The 17,559-nt window shown below is 63.6% G+C and carries 17 protein-coding genes and 1 pseudogene; 13 read left to right on the forward strand and 5 right to left on the reverse strand.

The genetic code is table 11. The features are described from left to right. Positions 1-156: 156 nt before the first annotated feature. From AAIO73_RS18505 to AAIO73_RS18515, 3 genes are all read right to left on the reverse strand, one after another. Positions 157-465 carry a HigA family addiction module antitoxin gene (locus AAIO73_RS18505; protein WP_037447531.1) on the reverse strand — a complete coding sequence of 103 codons (309 nt, stop codon included), beginning with the start codon at positions 463-465 and terminating at the stop codon, positions 157-159. A gap of 119 nt (positions 466-584) precedes the next feature. Further along, positions 585-860 carry a type II toxin-antitoxin system RelE/ParE family toxin gene (locus AAIO73_RS18510; RefSeq protein ID WP_037447529.1) on the reverse strand — a complete coding sequence of 92 codons (276 nt, stop codon included), beginning with the start codon at positions 858-860 and terminating at the stop codon, positions 585-587. Positions 861-939: 79 nt separating this feature from the next. Further along, entirely contained in the window at positions 940-1,503 is a 564-nt protein-coding gene (locus tag AAIO73_RS18515; RefSeq protein WP_131818580.1) for a MobA/MobL family protein, read from the reverse strand. 696 nt (positions 1,504-2,199) lie between these two features. Here AAIO73_RS18515 and AAIO73_RS18520 point away from each other — a divergent pair. The 9 genes from AAIO73_RS18520 to AAIO73_RS18560 all read left to right on the forward strand — a co-directional run bounded on the left by AAIO73_RS18520 (position 2,200) and on the right by AAIO73_RS18560 (position 9,504). Then, the gene (locus tag AAIO73_RS18520) at positions 2,200-2,517 is read left to right on the forward strand and encodes a hypothetical protein (protein ID WP_125962618.1); all 318 of its coding nucleotides are present in this window, start codon (positions 2,200-2,202) and stop codon (positions 2,515-2,517) included. 458 nt (positions 2,518-2,975) lie between these two features. Beyond that, a complete protein-coding gene (locus tag AAIO73_RS18525; RefSeq protein ID WP_007407013.1) occupies positions 2,976-3,260 on the forward strand; it encodes a hypothetical protein in 285 nt (94 codons plus the stop codon). Positions 3,261-3,280: 20 nt separating this feature from the next. Further along, positions 3,281-3,700: a periplasmic heavy metal sensor gene (locus AAIO73_RS18530; RefSeq protein WP_046407154.1), complete on the forward strand. Its 420-nt coding sequence runs from the start codon at positions 3,281-3,283 to the stop codon at positions 3,698-3,700. Further along, positions 3,697-4,269: an RNA polymerase sigma factor gene (locus AAIO73_RS18535; protein ID WP_046407140.1), complete on the forward strand. Its 573-nt coding sequence runs from the start codon at positions 3,697-3,699 to the stop codon at positions 4,267-4,269. Before AAIO73_RS18530 ends, AAIO73_RS18535 begins: the two co-directional genes overlap by 4 nt. Positions 4,270-4,364: 95 nt before the next feature. Continuing rightward, positions 4,365-6,380 carry a copper resistance system multicopper oxidase gene (locus AAIO73_RS18540; protein WP_066778372.1) on the forward strand — a complete coding sequence of 672 codons (2,016 nt, stop codon included), beginning with the start codon at positions 4,365-4,367 and terminating at the stop codon, positions 6,378-6,380. Next, positions 6,370-7,668: a copper resistance protein B gene (locus AAIO73_RS18545; RefSeq protein ID WP_066486608.1), complete on the forward strand. Its 1,299-nt coding sequence runs from the start codon at positions 6,370-6,372 to the stop codon at positions 7,666-7,668. Before AAIO73_RS18540 ends, AAIO73_RS18545 begins: the two co-directional genes overlap by 11 nt. Positions 7,669-7,688: 20 nt before the next feature. Beyond that, entirely contained in the window at positions 7,689-8,090 is a 402-nt protein-coding gene (locus tag AAIO73_RS18550) for a DUF305 domain-containing protein (protein ID WP_495779466.1), read from the forward strand. A 60-nt stretch (positions 8,091-8,150) separates the two neighbouring features. Further along, positions 8,151-8,600 carry a DUF411 domain-containing protein gene (locus tag AAIO73_RS18555; protein WP_004212951.1) on the forward strand — a complete coding sequence of 150 codons (450 nt, stop codon included), beginning with the start codon at positions 8,151-8,153 and terminating at the stop codon, positions 8,598-8,600. 382 nt (positions 8,601-8,982) lie between these two features. Next, entirely contained in the window at positions 8,983-9,504 is a 522-nt protein-coding gene (locus AAIO73_RS18560) for a DUF2231 domain-containing protein (protein WP_245842209.1), read from the forward strand. A gap of 179 nt (positions 9,505-9,683) precedes the next feature. Here AAIO73_RS18560 and AAIO73_RS18565 read toward each other — a convergent pair. Beyond that, positions 9,684-9,800, reverse strand: a pseudogene (locus AAIO73_RS18565) (DUF305 domain-containing protein); the annotation flags it as partial. 33 nt (positions 9,801-9,833) lie between these two features. Further along, positions 9,834-10,817 carry an NAD(P)/FAD-dependent oxidoreductase gene (locus tag AAIO73_RS18570; protein ID WP_231731777.1) on the reverse strand — a complete coding sequence of 328 codons (984 nt, stop codon included), beginning with the start codon at positions 10,815-10,817 and terminating at the stop codon, positions 9,834-9,836. 223 nt (positions 10,818-11,040) lie between these two features. On the opposite strand from AAIO73_RS18570, the gene copC reads away from it, so the two are divergent. The 4 genes from copC to AAIO73_RS18590 all read left to right on the forward strand — a co-directional run bounded on the left by copC (position 11,041) and on the right by AAIO73_RS18590 (position 17,484). Beyond that, on the forward strand, positions 11,041-11,409 hold the full coding sequence (gene copC / locus AAIO73_RS18575) for a copper homeostasis periplasmic binding protein CopC (RefSeq protein WP_066778377.1): 369 nt from the start codon (positions 11,041-11,043) through the stop codon (positions 11,407-11,409). A gap of 4 nt (positions 11,410-11,413) precedes the next feature. After that, positions 11,414-12,340, forward strand: a complete 927-nt coding sequence (copD, locus tag AAIO73_RS18580; RefSeq protein WP_066778374.1) for a copper homeostasis membrane protein CopD — start codon at positions 11,414-11,416, stop codon at positions 12,338-12,340. A 228-nt stretch (positions 12,341-12,568) separates the two neighbouring features. Further along, positions 12,569-15,274: a vitamin K epoxide reductase family protein gene (locus AAIO73_RS18585; RefSeq protein ID WP_345880104.1), complete on the forward strand. Its 2,706-nt coding sequence runs from the start codon at positions 12,569-12,571 to the stop codon at positions 15,272-15,274. Positions 15,275-15,531: 257 nt separating this feature from the next. Next, a complete protein-coding gene (locus AAIO73_RS18590; protein ID WP_345880190.1) occupies positions 15,532-17,484 on the forward strand; it encodes an FTR1 family protein in 1,953 nt (650 codons plus the stop codon). The last annotated feature ends 75 nt before the right edge of the window (positions 17,485-17,559 follow it).

Consider the following 17,559-nt stretch of genomic DNA (forward strand, 5'->3'; position numbering starts at 1 on the left):
TGCAGGTCCGACCTGCGCTTCTCTGAAACGAGGGCGTATGAGAGAGCCCGCCTCGCTGTCGGCGTAAAGCGGGCGGCGAGGCGGGCTTTTCCCAGAATTTGTTCCCAATTCACTTTTCCCGAAATGGCTCGACCTCGACGGGAAATCGAGAAAGGATCAGGCGGCTTCCAAGGTCGGGATACGCGCGATGATATCGGCATCCTTCACGGCCTGCACGCGCAGGTCGTAATTGCGCTGCATGTTCACCCACATTTCGGGCGTGGTGCCGGTGAGCTTGCCGATCCGAAGCGCCATAGTCGGGGTGACATCCTGCTTTTCAGCGAGGATATCGTAGAGGGTCTGCCGCGACACCTCGATCAGCCTGGCGATCTCCGCCTTGGGCTTGTTGAGCGCGGGCAGAATGTCCTCCCGCAGCAGCTCACCGGGGTGCATCGGGGCAAGGCCGGATACGAGCTGGTTCATCATCTGTCTCCTGTCCGGGCCGATCCCGGATCATCATGCGTCTCTGTGTAAGTCCTATGTGTAAACTAAAGCCTTACATGTCAAGCAATGACTGACAGATTTTTAGGAGGGGGGACACCCTCCTAGTGATAGTCCTCGATGTTCACGTCGATCGCATCGCCGTCATCCCAAGCCCATGTGACCCGGTAATTGCCGCTGGCATCGACCGCATATCGTTTGGGCTTGGTGCTCAACCCATGAAAGCGAAAGCCCGGAACATTCATGTCCTCGGGCTTCGTGGCAGCATCCAGCGTGAGCAGGATGCGGCGAACGCGGTTGTGGTTCTGGACGGGAAGTTTTGAGCCATCTCCCTTGGTGGCGAAGGCTTCGAGCGCCTTGCTGGTGTATGTTTTAATCATAGACACATTGTAAGGCATTTCCTGACATTTGTCAAGCATTACCTTACACTCTGCCGAAAACGATTCTTCGACAGCGACCCTACCGCCCGAACCCGATATCCGGCCCGTCACGTCCACGCTGACGGTCTAGCTCCTGCTCTCGCTGCCGATCGCGCCCACGCTGCCCCGATTGGTCCAGCTCAATCGCCGGCACCTGGTCGCGCTGGGGTGACTGGTCGAGCGCCGGCACCGCCCCGAACCCGCCCTCGCTGCTGGTCTGTAGCCCCGATCGCATCGCCCGCGCTGCGCCCTGGACCAAGCTGGACATGCCCTGCATCGCTAGATCGGCACGCTCGCGGAGTTGGTGGGACCACTCCCGTATCCGCTCCTGACCACGCTCGATGTAGAAGCCCAGCCCCCGCTTCTCCATGATCGCCTCGTTCATCTGCCCGCGCGGGGTAACGGCGTGCGGCTCCTTGCCGGCCGCGATCTGCTCGGCCGACGCGCGCCGCTCGATCGCGGCCGACGCATGGCCCATCTTCACGGTCGGTTCGATATCCAGCCCCTGACGCTCGTAACTGCGGTGATCGACCCGCTCGGCTACCTGGGCGTGTTCCAGCGCGCTGTTGACCATCCCGGCCCACCGCTCGCGGATCGCCTCCACCTCCACCGAGGCCGTCGAGCGCTCGTACGACCAGTCTCAGAACCGAAAACTTCCCGCACCGCCCGCGCCCTCGTCAAAGACGATAAGCATCCCGGCTACGGCCAAACGGGCAAGGCGGCCCTCAGGCCACGCTTACAGCTTGTCTTGCTCGCAATCAGCGTAGATTCCTGCTCACGCTTGGTGAGAACGGGCGACCGCGCGTGCTCGCGCTCAACGACGCTGTGCTCGCATTCAGCGTAGCTTGCTCGATATCGGTGCCCTCATGCTCACATTGGGGTCACGACACGAAAGTGAGTTTTGCGTACGCTAGGAGCGAACAGAACGTGTCCGTAAACCCGTTGCGCGCCGATCTTGTCCGGCAAGCCGTCAAAACCGTGCGCTGCCGGACACTCTGACGCTGACCGGCATACCAGCGTTTGACGGCGACGGCAGGAACCGCCCAAATCCTGCCGTTCAGTAAATCGTCTCGGCGTTTCGAAACCGGCCATTTGCCGTGCAGAAATATTCCCGCTTTCCCATGTACGACGGGCTGTTTTGAGAAAACTCAATCGGGAACAGATTTCGAGAAAGTAGCTCCCCTAGGCGCATCAAGAGAACGATCCTGCCCAGCTTTCTCGCTGCGCCTTCCCAATCGGGAATAGGCGGCGAGCAGACAGCATTATTGCGGATCCGATCATACGTGTTAGGCGTGTACGCATGACCAATACATACATGGCACTGGCGCTATCGTTAGCAGGACAGTCTCTTGGCTATCCCGTTTATGTTCATGTCGAAGAGGGGGTATGCCATTTTCAAATCCAAGATATGGTCATGTCGAAAGAGCGAGAAGTTCGCGATTGGTTAAGAGAATTGCCAGATAAGCAACGGAAAATCGATTTGGTTTCAGACGACAAGCGGGCAGCTAGTTGCGTTCGTAAGGCTGAAGCGATCGTGCGGCGATCTGGGTTCTTCCATATCGCTGTGCGCCGAGGTACAATGAACGACTACCCAGATGGCTTGCGGCCGGGAAAGTAAAAGCGACATATCGAAGGCTGCCGCCGCAACGGGAGGGATAGTCACTTTCCCATTTCTCGATCCCATGCGAGACGGGATCGCTATGCTTTGGGGTGTCATTCCGCCCCCAACCGGACCCGGCTACCAGCGGCACGTTTTTCAACAGCCCCTAGGGTTTCCAAGAGATAGCACATTCATTTGTAAACAGCGGAAGAGCCGTGCCGACCGGTGTCGCCCGGCTCCTCTATTTCTAACGCCGCGGCGTCCGCTCAGTGGCGCGCTCGGCCTGCAAACAGAGTTGCCAAGGAATTTGAACAGCGGGACGCGTGGATTGTCGGCTGCGTAGCCAGCTGCGAGCGATTGGACGCAATGGAAGAGTGCGCAGTCGCGCCGAGGGGCGTGTGGCATTCGTTCACTCCAGATTGGAGGGGTGTTCGCCGGCCGTGCGTAATGGATGTGAGGACGGCGGAGGAATGACCATGGACATGGATTTAGACAGCGCGTTGCGCCGCCTTGGCGAGCAACCGCTTGATCCCCGGCTCGCTGAACTGGAAGGCGAAGTCATGCGACTGATCGCGGCGGAGCGCCGCGCGGGTGGCGTAGTGGCGCTGCGATCCGGCATGCTGGCAGCGCTAGGCGCAGTCGCCTTGGGAGTGGTGGGCGGCGGATTGTCGTCCACAGCGGCGACTGCGCAGGTGCCGACGCTAACACCCTTCGGGCCTGCCATGCCGCTAGCGCCTTCGACCTTGCTCGCGTTCCAGTGACGAGCGGCGACCGGAGGGCGATGCTGATCGCCATCATCGCGTTCGTGGCGGCGGTCGCAGGCGTTTGGGCTGGACGTGAGTTGTTCCCGTCCCCGCCAAGCCCGGGCGTTGAGCTTCACAGCTTGCTCCACGACGGGCTCGAGCTAGACGAAGCTCAACGGACTAAGCTCCAGGCGCTGGAGTCTCACTTCGCCGTTCGAAGGCGTGCCTTGGAGCTGGAGCTCAGAGCCGACAACGCCCGGCTCGCCGCCGCCATCGAGGCCGAACATGGTAACGGGCCGCAGGTCGCGGCGGCCGTCGATCGTTCGCACGGCGCGATGGGTGAGCTCCAAAAGGAGACGTTGAACCATATGTTCGCGATGCGGCAGATCCTGCGGCCGGATCAGACGACGGCGTTCGACCGCGCGGTGGTGAAGGCGCTGACCGCAGACGCGCGGTGAGCCTCGATCTCGCGGCCTGCACGGACGGCGAACTCGCCGCCTTGACGCTCGGCGGACGTCAGGCTGCGTTCGCTGAGATCATGCGGCGGCACCAAAAACCGGTCTACCGCCTGATCCGCTCGCATATCGGCGACGCCGAAGAGGCGCTTGACCTCACTCAGGAATGCTTCGTGGCCGCCTTTCAGAACTTGCGAAAGTATGACGGAGAGCGACCGCTCGCTGCGTGGCTGACCCGCGTGGCGATCAACAAGAGCCGCGACTGGCACAGGCGGCGGCGCATACGCCAGATACTATCGTTCGCCTCTTCGCTGCCGCCCGAGACCATGGAGAGTGGGCGGGACGAGGCGCCAGGTGCCGACGCGGTAACCTTCGATCGCGCAGAGCTTGCGCGGCTTTCGCGCGCGGTGTCCGAGCTGCCGGCCACGCTCAAGGAGACGCTTTTGCTGCGGACCGTGGAAGGACTGTCCCAGGGGGAGACCGCGGCCGCGCTGGGGATCAGCGGCAAGGCCGTGGAGATGCGACTCCGGCGCGCGCGTGAAAGATTGTCGAAAAATCTCGACTTAGTGTGAGGGGATGGGCCGGTTCGCGCGTAGTGAAAGGTAAGGTCGGCGGCCCTCCCCCGGGTCGCCGGCCGCAAGCCATGAACTTGGAGCGAAGGAACGGCATGAGCCGCAAACTGAACCGGCGCGACGTAATGCGCGGAACCGCCGCGCTCGGCGGCACCTTGGCCATGTCGGCCTACTTGCCAGCTTGGGCGCAACCTGTGTCGCGCGGTATCGCCAAACCCCTGCCGACCGTGTCGGGCACAAACATCGCGCTGACCATCGACCGAATGAAGCTGGTCATGGACGGGATCACCACGCCCGCGATCGGGGTAAACGGCACGGTCCCGGCACCACTCGTCCGCCTCAAAGAGGGCCAGAAGGTCCGCCTTGCGGTGACCAACAACCTCGACGAAGATAGCTCGATCCACTGGCACGGGCTCATTCTGCCGTTCCAAATGGACGGCGTACCCGGGATCAGCTTCCCCGGCATCAAGGCGCGTTCGACCTTTGTGTACGAGTTCCCGATCTTGCAGTCCGGCACCTACTGGTATCACAGCCACTCGGGCGAGCAGGAGCAGGCAGGACTCTACGGACCCATCGTGATTGATCCGGCGGGTGCCGACCCAGTCGCGTTCGACCGCGAGCATGTGATCGTCCTCTCCGACCATAGCGAAATGACGGGCGAGGAAATCTTTCGCAAGCTCAAGCAGATGGGCGGCGCCTATTTCAACTATCAACGCCCGACGCTGAGTGGGCTGCTGGCCGGCCGCGAAATGCGCCTTAAGGATCGCCTCGATTGGGGGCAGATGCGGATGGACCCGGCGGACATCGCGGACGTCACTGGTTCGACCTACACCTTCCTGGTCAATGGCTTTGGACCTTACGACAACTGGACGGGTCTCTTCCGACCGGGCGAGCGGGTTCGGCTGCGCATCGTCAATGCCGCGGCGCAGACGAACTTCAACGTGCGCATCCCTGACCTGCCGATGACGGTGGTGCAGGCCGACGGCCAGAACGTCCGGCCGGTAACCGTGGACGAATTCCAGATCGGCGTCGCGGAAACCTTCGACGTGATCGTGACGCCCGAGGACCGCGCCTACAGCTTCGTTTCCGAGGCGATCGACCGATCCGGCATGGGGCGCGCGACACTGGCCCCGCGCGAGGGCATGATCGCCCCGGTCCCGCCGCTCCGCCCACGCACGTTGCTGACCATGACCGACATGGGCATGGACATGAGCGGCATGAGCGGGATGGAGGGGATGTCCGGTATGGCGGACGAGAACCCGGTCGCAAAGCGCGGGCCGGATCCCACGTTGATGCAGAATGCCTCGCGCAACCTGTGGAAGCTCACCGGGTGGAAAGAGCCCACCGATCACGGAACGAAGGCGATAGGCGCTGCGATGGCCAGCATGGCTGGGATGGGGGGCGACCAGATGAGCGGCGCTATGCCTGGGATGGACCATAGCCAAATGGCGGCGGGCGCTGCCGGGATGGCGGGCATGGACCATGGTCAGATGAGCAGCGGCGGCATGGCCGGGATGGATCATGGGTCAGGCGGCAGCATGGACATGAACATGCGCAACCCCAAGAACGCGCCCGGCGTCAAGATGGGGCCGGGAGTGCAGACCATCTCGCCGATGCCGAAGGACCGCACGGGCGAGCCGCCGCAGGGGCTGGAGGACGCGGATCATCGCGTGCTCACTTATCGCGATCTTGTCGCGCTCGACCGCAACCCGGACGTTCGCGCCCCGTCGCGTCAGTTGGAGATCCACCTGACGGGCAATATGGAGCGCTACATGTGGGGCTTTGACGGCCAGAAGATGAGCGACCCTGCCGACCCCATCCCGTTCCGCAAGGACGAGCGCGCGCGCGTCACCCTGGTCAATGACACGATGATGCCGCACCCAATTCATTTGCACGGCCACTTCTTCGAGCTGGTGACCGGACATGGCGACTTCGCGCCTCGCAAGCACACGGTGAATGTGGCGCCCGGCGGTAAGATGACATTCGACGTAACGGCCGATGCGCCCGGCGACTGGGCGTTCCACTGCCACAATCTCTATCACATGACCGCGGGGATGATGCGTGTCGTGACGGTTCGCCCGATGGGCGAGGAGAACCGCGATGCAGCCTAAGTTCCTCTTGATCGCCGGCGGCGCGGCGCTTGGCCTCGCAACGCCGGCGGCCGCGCAGATGGACCATTCCAACATGCCCGGCATGAAGATGCCGCCGCCAAAGGCGCCAGCGGTAAAAAAGCCTGCCGCCAAGAAGCCCTCAGCGACCAAGCCCGCCGTGCACAAGGAGTCCGCGAAGCCTGCCGCCAGGTCGACACCGCGCGCGAAGGCGGGATCGGGGGCCAAGCCTGCCGCAAGTCGGTCCGCCAAGCCTCCGGTCGGTGGACCGGCTGTTGCTGATCCTCACGCCGGTCATGACATGTCCGCCATGCCCGGTATGAATATGCCTGAAGCCAAACCTGATGCCAGTTCGGGGCACGACATGTCCGCGATGCCAGGTGCGTCCGGCGGCGCCAACCCCGCTGAGCCAGGTGCTATGCAAGGCATGGACCATGGATCGATGCCGGGAATGGGCCAAAGTTCGGGCGCGATGCAAGGCATGCCGGGACACGGCATGGGAAGCATGCCCTCAGCCACGGGCGCGGCGATGATCGGCACCAACCTTCAGGCCGGCACCGCTCCGCCGCCGCCCATCCCGACCGATCGGGCCGCGGACCAGGTCTACTCTGCCGCTGCTATGGCGCATTCGCAGCAGCATCTGCGGTCGATGCACGGCGGGCAGAATTTCTCCCAGGTCATATTCAATCTGGCTGAAGTCCAGATCCGGGACGGTCGCGATGGTTACCGGTGGGACGGCAGTGCCTGGTATGGGGGTGATATCAACCGGCTGGTGCTCAAGACCGAGGGCGAAGGGAATATCGGGGGAAGTCTGGAAGCGGCGGAGGTACAGGCGCTTTATTCGCGCGCCATTGGCCCATACACCGATATACAGCTTGGCGTCCGCTACGATTTCAAGCCCAACCCCTCGCGCGTCTATGCGTCGGTCGGCTTCGAAACGCTGGCACCCGGCTTCTTCGATGTCGAGGGCGCACTGTTCCTGTCCAACAAGGGCGACCTGCTGGGGCGCCTGGAAGGTTATTACGATCAGCGGATCACGCAGCGGCTGGTTCTTCAGCCACGCGCCGAACTCAACTTCGCCGCGCAGGACGTGCCGGAAATCGGCATCGGCTCAGGCCTTTCCACGGCCGAACTCGGTCTGCGTCTCCGCTACGAGATCAGGCGCGAGTTCGCGCCCTATGTGGGCATATCGTACGACCGCAGCTTCGGGGACACAGCCCGCTTCGCGCGCGCCGAAGGCCAGGGCGCGGCGTCGACCAGCCTCGTTCTGGGCATTCGCACATGGTTCTAAGGCCAACTAGTCTTGTTGCGTTGGCCAAGGCCAAGAAGGAGAAATCGATGTTCAAGGCAGTAACGCTTCTGGCTCTGGCCGCGATGTCGGCGAGCCCCGCTTTGGCTCAGCAGGGCATGGACCACTCGAAAATGCAAGGCATGAACCACGACAACATGCCTGGCATGAACACGCCCTTCATGCCCGCCGAAATGGCGATGCATGAAAAGATGATGAAGGCCAAGGGCGCTAATGCGAGCGAGACGTGGGTCCGCAAGATGATCGAGCATCACCGCGGTGCGATCGCCATGTCGCAGATCGTTCTCCGGGAGTCGCCCGATGCGAAGACCCGGCAAATGGCTCAGAAATCGATTGCCGAGCAGAACAAGAGCATCGGTGAACTCCAGGCGATGCTCCGGTCGATGGGCAAGCGTCCTCAGTAATAAGCCTCATTCCTCCCGCCCCCAGCGAGCAACGGGAGGAATGACCAAGGAGATTCTTCCATGAAGTCAGCGTTGCGATTTGCGCTTACTGCCGCAGCCTTGTTGGTTCCGGTTGCCGCCAGCGCGGCTACCCCGATCGTTATGCACCGCGACCCCGGCTGCGGCTGTTGCGCCAAGTGGGCGGCGCAGGTGCAGCAGCAGCTCGGCCGGCAGGTGCGCGTCGTCGATGATTCTAACCGCCCGGCGCTGCAGAAGCGCGCGGGCGTTCCCGCGGACCTCTCGTCCTGCCACACCGCGATCGCCGATGGCATGGCTTTCGAGGGCCACGTGCCGATCGCCGACATGAAGCGGGCTCTTGCGACCCGGCCCAAGGGCGTGCGGGGCCTGGCGGTCGGCGGTATGCCGCTCGGCTCGCCGGGAATGGAAGTGCCGGGCGTCAAGGCGCAGGCCTATGACGTGGTCGCCTTCGGCACCGGCGGACGCCGCTTGTTCGCCCGCCACGGCAGCTGATCGGCGATTTTTCTGGTTAGGGCCGGCAGGACGCGCCTGCCGCTGCCAGCGTGACTCCTCCATCCAGTTCGCGTCGAAGCAGACGAAAAGTCTCACGGAAAGAGCTAGTGGGCGGGTGAGGGGAGAAGGCGGGCGTGCGTAAACGGGAATGGATGAACACGGATCAAGGGGTCAGGTGATGGGCGGCAAACGAGGCGGGACCTTCGCTATACTTCTTGCGGTTGCAATATCAGTCAGCACGTCGGCATCGGCGCACGAAGATCACAATGCGCTCGGGGCGGGTCCCGGGCCGGTCGCTAACAGCGCAGCCGAGACGCAGAAAGCAGATGGGGCGGACGCTGGCGACGGCCACATGGGCATGGGCTCTATGTCGACTGTGGACATGAACATGGGTGGCCGCGACATCGCCGGCGACGACATGGACATGGGCGGCATGCACGAGGAGACCGCCAACAAGAACAAGAGTTTCGGCGAACGGCTTGTGAGCTGGCTGGGCCGGCTGCACACCATGGTCATTCATTTTCCCATCGCCATGTTCATCGGCGCGTTCGGGTTAGAGCTGTTCGGGTTATGGCGCCGCAACCGGGACTATCAGCATGTCGCACACATAATGCTGGTGGTCGGCGCGCTGGGAGCGATCGCAGCGGCGTTCCTGGGCTGGTTCGCAGGCGGGTTCTACCTGACCGACCGCAACCCTATCCTGATGACGCATCGCTGGCTCGGAACATCGATCGCGGTCTTCGGCGTCGTGCTGGCTTGGATGGCAGCCCGCCACCGCAAGGGTCCCGAGCGGTCGCGGTCGTTGTATTGGGTGGTGCTTGGCCTGATGACGCTCGCGATCTCAATTCAGGGGTTCCTCGGCGGAACCTTCATGCATGGCGGAATAAACCACTTGGCGTTCTGAGGGGCCCGACGCTTAGTAGCCGCTCGCGTGTTGGCGCGGTTCGAAGGAGAATGCGGCAGCGCCGACCTTCGTGCCGTAGGATGCCGCCAGCGATCCCGGCTCCGCTCGGGCGTGTCGAGGAACCCCGACCCTGATAATAGCACACTGTCTCGATGCACTCGCGCGCGAGCCACGGGATCGTGGTACGGGATCATCGAACGGAGAAAGGCCGTGTCGCCGATCGTCGTGTGGATACGAATAAGCGCGAAGCAGCCGAAGAAGATGACAAGCGAGCCGGCGATCAGCGCTTTGTTGGCGGTGTTCGCTCGTCGCACCGCCAATGGCTCCCGCTACGTCGGCGGTACGCTCCGAGCGGAATACAGCCCGGCGAGGGCGGATGACAATCCACTGTCGCGGTCGCGCAACAGGTTATGAATTGCGGTCGCAGCGATCGCCGCTTGTCCGGCTGCGACGCTGATCTGATCGAGCCCTTCCACGACGTCGCCGACTGCGTAGAGACCCTTAACCGAGGTTTGTTGGTGGGCATTGGTTAGCACGCACCCGGATTCGCTGAGCTGTGCTCCGAGCAAAGAGGCAAGCCGCGTCCGAGGTGATGAGCCGAGTGCGGGGTAAAGCGTGTCGAATTGTAGCTCCAAGCCATTGGCCAGCCTCACCTCGACACACTCGCCAAGACGCAACTGCCCGACAGGCGAGGGGGCGACATCAATGCCCTGCTGGTCCAGCTTGGCAAGTTCGGTCGGCCCAAGATCGAGCGAGCGTTCGGCCAGAAGCGTGACCTTGGCCCCATAAGCCCTCAGGAATTCGGCTTCTTCAGCACCATGACCATCGCCGCCGAGCACCGCCACGTTCATGCGCCGGGCCTCATAACCATCGCAGATCGGGCAATAGCGGAGAAGCCCACGCGCCACGCCGATGTCATGCATCGCATCAGGCATCTCGGGACGCCGGTTGACGACGCCCGTCGCAAGGACAACGGTCCGCGCATACAGGACGTTCAGTTCGCAGCTTGCCGAGAAGTGGTCGCCTGACGCGACGATTGCGTCAATCTCACCTCTCTGGACCGTACCGCCATATTCGCGCAGCTGAGCCTGCAATCGCGCAAGAAACGCGACGCCGGAAATGCCTCCGGGAAATCCTGGCAGGTTGCGCGAGTGCGGGATGGAGGCGACGCGCCCTGCCGCCGCGTCATAGACGACGCAGCTCCTGAGAAACCGCGACAGATAGATCGCGGTCATGAGGCCCGCTGGACCGCCGCCCACAATCAGACAGTCGATGACCTCCTCGGGGTCGCCCGTCCAGCCTTGATCGGTCAATCGCAACCTCATCATTACCCCGCGCATGCGCCCGTCCAGGCCCGCGGCCACAGTTCGTCTCGAGAGGAGACGCGGTGAAAAGCGCCCCATGCTCCCTTCTGAATACGCGCCGCCACCGCCGGCCCCTCATCGAGAGCGGTGCGTCGGCACGAAAAAGATCGTGAGGGGTGACCCGCCCGGCTGCGTAATACAGGTGAACCCAATCGAAATGGAGATTACCCTGATGCGTCGCTTGTTCATCACGACTGCCGCCGCGGCCTTATTCTTCGCAGGCGGCGTGGCGAACGCGCACCCGAAGCTGGTGTCCTCCAGCCCCGCCGCCAACGCGGCCGTCGCGACCCCCGAGAAGATCAGCCTTCAGTTCAGCGAGAAACTCGTGCCGGCTTTCTCCAAGGCCGACCTTACCATGGCAGCGATGCCGGGCATGGCGGCCATGAAAATGCCCAGCAGCGCCGCAGTCGGCGCCGATGGCCGGACGCTCACCATCACCCCGAAGCAGCGTCTCCCGCGTGGACGCTACAGCGTCGACTGGCAGGTCGTCTCTGGCGACACACATAAAATCACCGGCAGCTACAATTTCACGGTGAAGTGAGCGAATGCTCGACTGGCCGACCGTCGCCATCCGCTTGGCGTTGTACCTGGTCCTGGCGGCGCTGTTCGGCCTGTCGGCCTTCAGCCTCTACGGCCTTCGCCTTGGCGAGCGCGATGATGCAATCGCGCTGCGGCCTTGGCTCACGGCAAGCGCGGCGCTCGGGTTGCTTCTCTCGGCCGCTGGCCTGATCCTCATGGCCTCGGCGATGGCCGGATCTCCGTTCTGGCCGATCGATCAGGCTGCTGCGGCCGCGCTGCTCGGAGGGTCGGCGGTTGGCACCGCCTGGAAGGTGCGTATGGTGGCGCTCGTCATCGCCGGCGGTGCAGCCCTGCTGGCGCGAGGCAGAGCATCATGGCTGGCTATGGCCATGATTGCGGCAGCCGCGGCATTGGCGACACTCGCGTGGAACGGGCATGGTGCCGCGAGCGAGGGAAGCACGGGATGGCTTCACCTCACTGCGGACATCCTCCATCTCCTTGCTGCCGGTCTGTGGGTCGGGGCGCTGTTCGGATTGCTTCTCCTGATGGCGCGGCGCGCCGAGGAGATCGATGCTGCGCACCTTCGGCTGACCCATCGCGCCCTGCACGGGTTTGGCTCCGTTGGTACGCTCGTTGTTGTTACCCTGGTGGTAACTGGTTTGATCAATAGTTGGCTGCTCGTCGGGCCGACCAATTTCACGGCCTTGGGGACGACACTCTACGGCCTGCTGCTGCTCGCCAAACTGGTCTTGTTCGCAGCGATGCTGGGGCTCGCTTCACTCAATCGTTTCCGCCTCACGCCGGCCTTCGAGCGCTCGATTGCCATGAACGACCATGGCGGGGCGCTTACGGCGCTGCGGGCCAGCCTTGCGGTCGAGACAGCCTGCGTGATCGGCATCCTGGCGCTCGTGGCATGGCTAGGCACCCTCGCGCCACCCGCGTCGGGCATGTAAGCGCTATGGACCAACCGTCCACGCAAGCGCCGCTCAGGCCTTCCACCTTCTTTTACCCACTTACGCGGCTTAACCCTCGCCTCCCAAGACACCCCCCGCTTGGACTGAGCTTACGTGTCCGACGCCCTAAGTCGCCCACAGGCGCTTGCGGGAAGGCCGCGTCGCGCTGCAAAGCTGGGCGTGCGAGAGGGTTGGTCCGGGTGGGCCTGTCAGTGTTTTCAGAGATGAATGAACAAGGGTGGCAAAGTCATGAACGATGGCAAACGCAGTGAAGCCGGCAGCGGCCAGGGTGGCGAAGTCGTCCTCATCACGGGCGCGAGCGGCTTCATCGCGGCCGCGTTGATCGCCAAGCTTAGCGAGGGCTATAGGGTCGTCGGCCTCGATCGCGCTGGTCCTCCCGATCCGCCGCCGCCCGCCGCAGCAGTCGACTTCGATCTCGGCTCTGACGAGGCAGTGCGCGCTGCACTTGATGAGGTTCGTGCCCGCTATGGCAACCGCATCGCCTCGGTGATCCATCTCGCCGCCTATTACGATATTACGGGCGATGCCAATCCGCTTTATGACAAGGTCACCGTGCAGGGCACCCGCCGGCTGATTGACGGGCTGCAATCGTTCGAAGTCGGACAATTCGTCTTCGCCAGCACGATGCTCGTTCATAAGCCGACCCCCACACCCTACGAGCGCATCAACGAGGACTCGCCGATCGGCGCGTCCTGGGCCTATCCGCAGTCCAAGGTCGACGCCGAGACATTGCTGCATGAGCGCCACGGAAACATCCCCGTCGTTTATATGCGCGCCGCCGGAGTTTACGACGACGACGGACGCTCGGCTTTTCTCGCGCAGCAGATATCGCAGATTTACGAGCACCGCCTGATCTCGCACTTTTATCCCGGCATGCTGTGTGCGGCGCAGTCATCGGTGCACCGCGACGACTTGGCTGACGCCGTGCTGCGTCTGGTCGATCGGCGGCACGAACTGCCGTCAGAACTGCCGCTGCTCATCGGCGAGCCCGACGCACCCGGCTATGCCGAGATCCAGGACATCGTCGGCGAGGCGCTCCACGGCGAGGGCTGGAAGACGATCCGGATTCCGCAGCCGCTCGCGAAAGCCGGGATCATCCTGCAGAACGAAGCGCTCGGCAGCGACGACTTCATCCAGCCCTGGATGATCGACAGCAGCAACGACCACTATATCCTCGATATTTCACGCGCCCGCTTGCTGCTCGGTTGGGAACCGAAGCATCGCCTCCGGGACACGCTGCCGACGATCGTCGCCGCGCTGAAGCGCCACCCGCGGGCCTGGTATCGGAACAACAAGCTTAACGAGAATCTGGTTGCCTGGCACGATAAGCTAAAGGCCGAACCTGTAGCGCCGGGCCAACAACCCGCAGCGGCAGGCGGTGGAATGGCCGGTATGGATCACGGGGCTGCGGACCATAGCAGCATGGACCATGCTGCCATGGGGCACCGACCTGGCGCGGCGGACATGGCGATGACCGGTCACGGTGCACACGGCGATCACATGGCCATAATGGACCGCGACGAGCGCCGTGCGCGCTGGGCTCTTTACGCAAACATCGGTCTTGGGCTGTGGCTCGCCTCCAGCCCGCTTATCTACGACTCCGTGACCACTCACAGTGTCGGCGAGGCGGCGCGCTTCGTAACTATTGATCGCGGGCTGCCGTCGATCGAGTGGCGGGCGAACGCGCTGGCCATCAGCGATGTCGTCAGCGGCCTCGCCATCGTGCTGTTCGGCGCGCTGTCGCTCGTTCCGCGCACCAAGACATGGGCGCAGTGGGCGGTCGCGTTCGTCGGCATCTGGCTGTTCTTCGCCCCGCTGATCTTCTGGAGCCCGAGCGCCGCTCAGTACAACAACAACCTGCTCATCGGCTCGGCCGTGATCGCCCTGTCGGTGCTCGTGCCGATGATGCCGGGCATGAGCATGGCGGGCATGATGGACCCCAAGAACATCCCGCCCGGCTGGACCTATTCGCCATCCACCGACGCACAGCGGCTGCCGATCGTCGCCATGGGTCTGATCGGCCTTCTCACCTCGCGCATCCTCACCGCCTACCAACTGGGGCATATTGACGGCGTTTGGGAGCCGTTTTTCGCCGGCTCCCTGAGCGATCCACGCAACGGCACCGAGGAGATCATCACCTCGGACATGTCCAAGGCCTGGCCGATTCCCGATGGTGGGCTCGGCACGGTCAGCTATGTCCTCGAGATCCTGATGGCGGTAATGGGCACCCGCGACCGCTGGCGGACCATGCCGTGGATGGTGACCTTCTTCGGCATCCTTGTCATCCCGCTCGGCGTCATCAGCATCTATTTCATCATCAGTCAGCCCATCGTCATCGGCACGTGGAGCACGCTGGCGCTGATCGCCGCGCTCGCCATGCTGATCATGATCCCGTTCGCGCTCGACGAGGTGATTGCGATGGGTCAGTTCCTTCTCTGGGCGCGCCGGCAAGGCAAACCGCTGATCCGCACCTTCTTCCAAGGCGACGCGATCGCGGCCGGCGGAGAGGACACCTCGGACGCGATGGCCTCGCCAAGCACCTTCTGGGCGGACGCGAAGAAGGGTCTGACCCTGCCATGGACGCTGACTGCGAGCATCGTCATCGGCGTCCTGCTGATGCTCACCCGGGTATTGTTCGGCACGGAAGGCGGGATGGCGAACAGCGATCACGTTGTGGGTGCGCTGGTCATCACGGTCGCGATCATCGCCACAGCGGAGGTTGCCCGCGTGCTGCGGCTGATCAATGTCGCGTTCGGAGCCTGGCTCGTGGCCGCGCCTTTCCTCCTGGACGGCGTTGGTCACCTTGGTGCCGTGGCCTCGGTCGTAGCGGGCATTGCGCTCGTCGGCCTCAGCTTTCCAAGGGGGAAGCGCAGCGCCGAGCATTATGCAGGCTGGGACAAGTACGTGATCTGAAAGTATCCTCGATCACTGCTGGCTCCATTGCGGACCTTGATCGCGCATCGCACCGTCTCGCGTGCCTTCGTCGCCGCTTTCTTGCGTCGTTCAATCGGGACCGGTTCACGGTCACGATCTGTCGCCGGCGACGATCGCCCGTTGACGCGGCGATGTTCATCATCGGCTGCCTTGGTGATCGCGCCCTCCGCCCAATACTGCTAATGAGAGCTGTTCGCATAGTGCGCGACGAGTAAAGCTTGGAGACGATCACCCATATGCTGTCACTTCGGGTCGCGCTGATTAAGCCTGCACTCGCGCTGGTCGCGTCGCTTATGCTGCTGTTGATTCCCGCTGCGGCGACGGCCGATCCCGGCGACGTGCAAACCGCTTGGCGTCTGCTCGATTATATGGCGGTCGATTATGGCGGTGCGGTCGCCAACGGCGCGGTCACAAGTGCGTCCGAATACGCGGAGATGACGGAGTTCGCCGCAGGCGTGTCCACCCGCCTGCGCGCGCTCCCTGCGACACCTGAGCGGCAATCCCTGATCCAACGGGCTTCGCAGCTCCAAGGCGTGATTGCCCGCAAGGGCTCGGCCCAACAGGTCGCGGCGCTCGCCTACGGGCTCGCCGCCGATCTGCTCAAGGCCTATCCGGTTCCGCTCGCCCCGGACAAGACACCGGACATCTCCACAGCAGGAGCGGTTTTTCGACAATCCTGCGCGTCCTGCCACGGCATGACAGGCAACGGGCACGGTCCCGACGCCGCCAAGCTCGACCCGCCACCGATCGCCTTTACTGATGCCGAGCGAGCGCGCCAGCGCAGCGTGTTCGCGCTCTATCAGGTGATAAGCCAAGGCATCGACGGAACCGCGATGCAGAGCTTCGTCGATCTGTCTAGCGATCAGCGCTGGGCGCTCGCGTTCCGCTCCGGCAGCTTCGCCTCCACCGACGCACAAGCGGTCGAGGGTGAGCGGCTGTGGAAGTCGGACGCGAGCTTGCGGGCACGAATTCCCGACCTGAAAACCCTGGTCGCGCTCACCCCCGCCGCGCTTGCGGGCAGCATCGGGCAGGTGAAAGCCGACGCGGTGCTCGCCTATCTGCGTCGCCACCCCGATCAGGTGATGCAACAAGCCCCAAGCCCGCTCGCCGTGGCGCGCGCCAAGCTTGCGCAAAGCCTCGCCGCGTTCCAGCGCGGCGACCGGCGCGCTGCAAAGGAACTGGCGCTGTCCGCCTACCTCGACGGGTTCGAGCCGATCGAACCGACGCTCTCGGCGCGCGACCCGAACCTCATGTCCCGGATCGAAGGCGCGATGGGAGAATATCGCGCCGCTGTGGAGAGCAGCACGTCAGCCGATGACGTGACCGAACGAGTGGCAGTGCTGGGCGGCCTGTTCGATGATGCCGAGGCCGCGCTCGCGCCCGACGCCGCGACGCAGGCGTCCACCTTCTTGGGAGCCTTCACGATCCTGCTGCGCGAAGGGCTGGAAGCTCTCTTGATCGTGGTGGCCATGATTGCGTTCCTCCGCAAAGCGGAGCGGCCGGAAGCCATGCGCTATGTGCATGGTGGCTGGGTCGGCGCGCTCGTCGCCGGCGGGATTACCTGGGCGGTTGCCACCTATGCGATCGGTATAAGCGGCGCGAGCCGGGAACTGACGGAAGGGTTCGGCTCGCTGTTCGCGGCCGTGGTCCTGCTCTCGGTCGGAATCTGGATGCACGGCAAGGCACAAGCTGATCAATGGCAACGCTATATCCGCGAGAAAATGTCACGGGCGCTATCGGGCGGGTCGGGATGGTTCCTGTTCGGGCTCGCATTCCTGGTTGTCTATCGGGAGGTATTCGAGACGATCCTTTTCTACGCCGCGCTCTCGACACAGGGGAACACCGCGATGCTGCTGGCCGGGGCCGGCGCAGCGATCAGCCTTCTCGCCGTCATCGCCTGGGCAATGCTCCGCTACAGCCGGACGCTGCCGATTACGCAGTTCTTCCGCTACAGCTCATGGCTGATGGCCGCTCTGACGGTCGTGCTGGCCGGTAAGGGAGTCGCTGCTCTCCAAGAGGCGGGGATCATCGACATAGCGCCGCTCGCCAGCGTGCCACGTATCTCGATGTTGGGCCTGTTCCCGACATTTCAGTCGGTGCTGGCACAACTCCTGATGCTTGCCGCGATCATGATCGGGTTCGCCTGGAACCGCCGCGCCAAGCCGCGGACGGGCGGGCCGCTAGCCTAGCGGCAGGGCAGGTGACGCCCCTCTCTAAAGCGTTGCTGCCAACCCTGACCGTGCATCGCACCGTCTCACGCGCCT

It is taken from the genome of Sphingomonas epibiotica (assembly GCF_039615155.1).
Taxonomy (GTDB): domain Bacteria; phylum Pseudomonadota; class Alphaproteobacteria; order Sphingomonadales; family Sphingomonadaceae; genus Sphingomonas.

What these genes read in the sequence shown, in the direction of transcription:
- AAIO73_RS18505 (WP_037447531.1), bottom strand. Translation starts at nt 465, where the DNA reads ATGATGAACCAGCTCGTATCCGGCCTTGCCCCGATGCACCCCGGTGAG.
- AAIO73_RS18520 (WP_125962618.1), top strand. Translation starts at nt 2,200, where the DNA reads ATGACCAATACATACATGGCACTGGCGCTATCGTTAGCAGGACAGTCT.
- AAIO73_RS18510 (WP_037447529.1), bottom strand. Translation starts at nt 860, where the DNA reads ATGATTAAAACATACACCAGCAAGGCGCTCGAAGCCTTCGCCACCAAG.
- copC (WP_066778377.1), top strand. Translation starts at nt 11,041, where the DNA reads ATGCGTCGCTTGTTCATCACGACTGCCGCCGCGGCCTTATTCTTCGCA.
- AAIO73_RS18545 (WP_066486608.1), top strand. Translation starts at nt 6,370, where the DNA reads ATGCAGCCTAAGTTCCTCTTGATCGCCGGCGGCGCGGCGCTTGGCCTC.
- copD (WP_066778374.1), top strand. Translation starts at nt 11,414, where the DNA reads ATGCTCGACTGGCCGACCGTCGCCATCCGCTTGGCGTTGTACCTGGTC.
- AAIO73_RS18530 (WP_046407154.1), top strand. Translation starts at nt 3,281, where the DNA reads ATGCTGATCGCCATCATCGCGTTCGTGGCGGCGGTCGCAGGCGTTTGG.
- AAIO73_RS18560 (WP_245842209.1), top strand. Translation starts at nt 8,983, where the DNA reads ATGAACATGGGTGGCCGCGACATCGCCGGCGACGACATGGACATGGGC.
- AAIO73_RS18585 (WP_345880104.1), top strand. Translation starts at nt 12,569, where the DNA reads ATGAACAAGGGTGGCAAAGTCATGAACGATGGCAAACGCAGTGAAGCC.
- AAIO73_RS18555 (WP_004212951.1), top strand. Translation starts at nt 8,151, where the DNA reads ATGAAGTCAGCGTTGCGATTTGCGCTTACTGCCGCAGCCTTGTTGGTT.
- AAIO73_RS18525 (WP_007407013.1), top strand. Translation starts at nt 2,976, where the DNA reads ATGGACATGGATTTAGACAGCGCGTTGCGCCGCCTTGGCGAGCAACCG.
- AAIO73_RS18590 (WP_345880190.1), top strand. Translation starts at nt 15,532, where the DNA reads ATGCTGTCACTTCGGGTCGCGCTGATTAAGCCTGCACTCGCGCTGGTC.
- AAIO73_RS18540 (WP_066778372.1), top strand. Translation starts at nt 4,365, where the DNA reads ATGAGCCGCAAACTGAACCGGCGCGACGTAATGCGCGGAACCGCCGCG.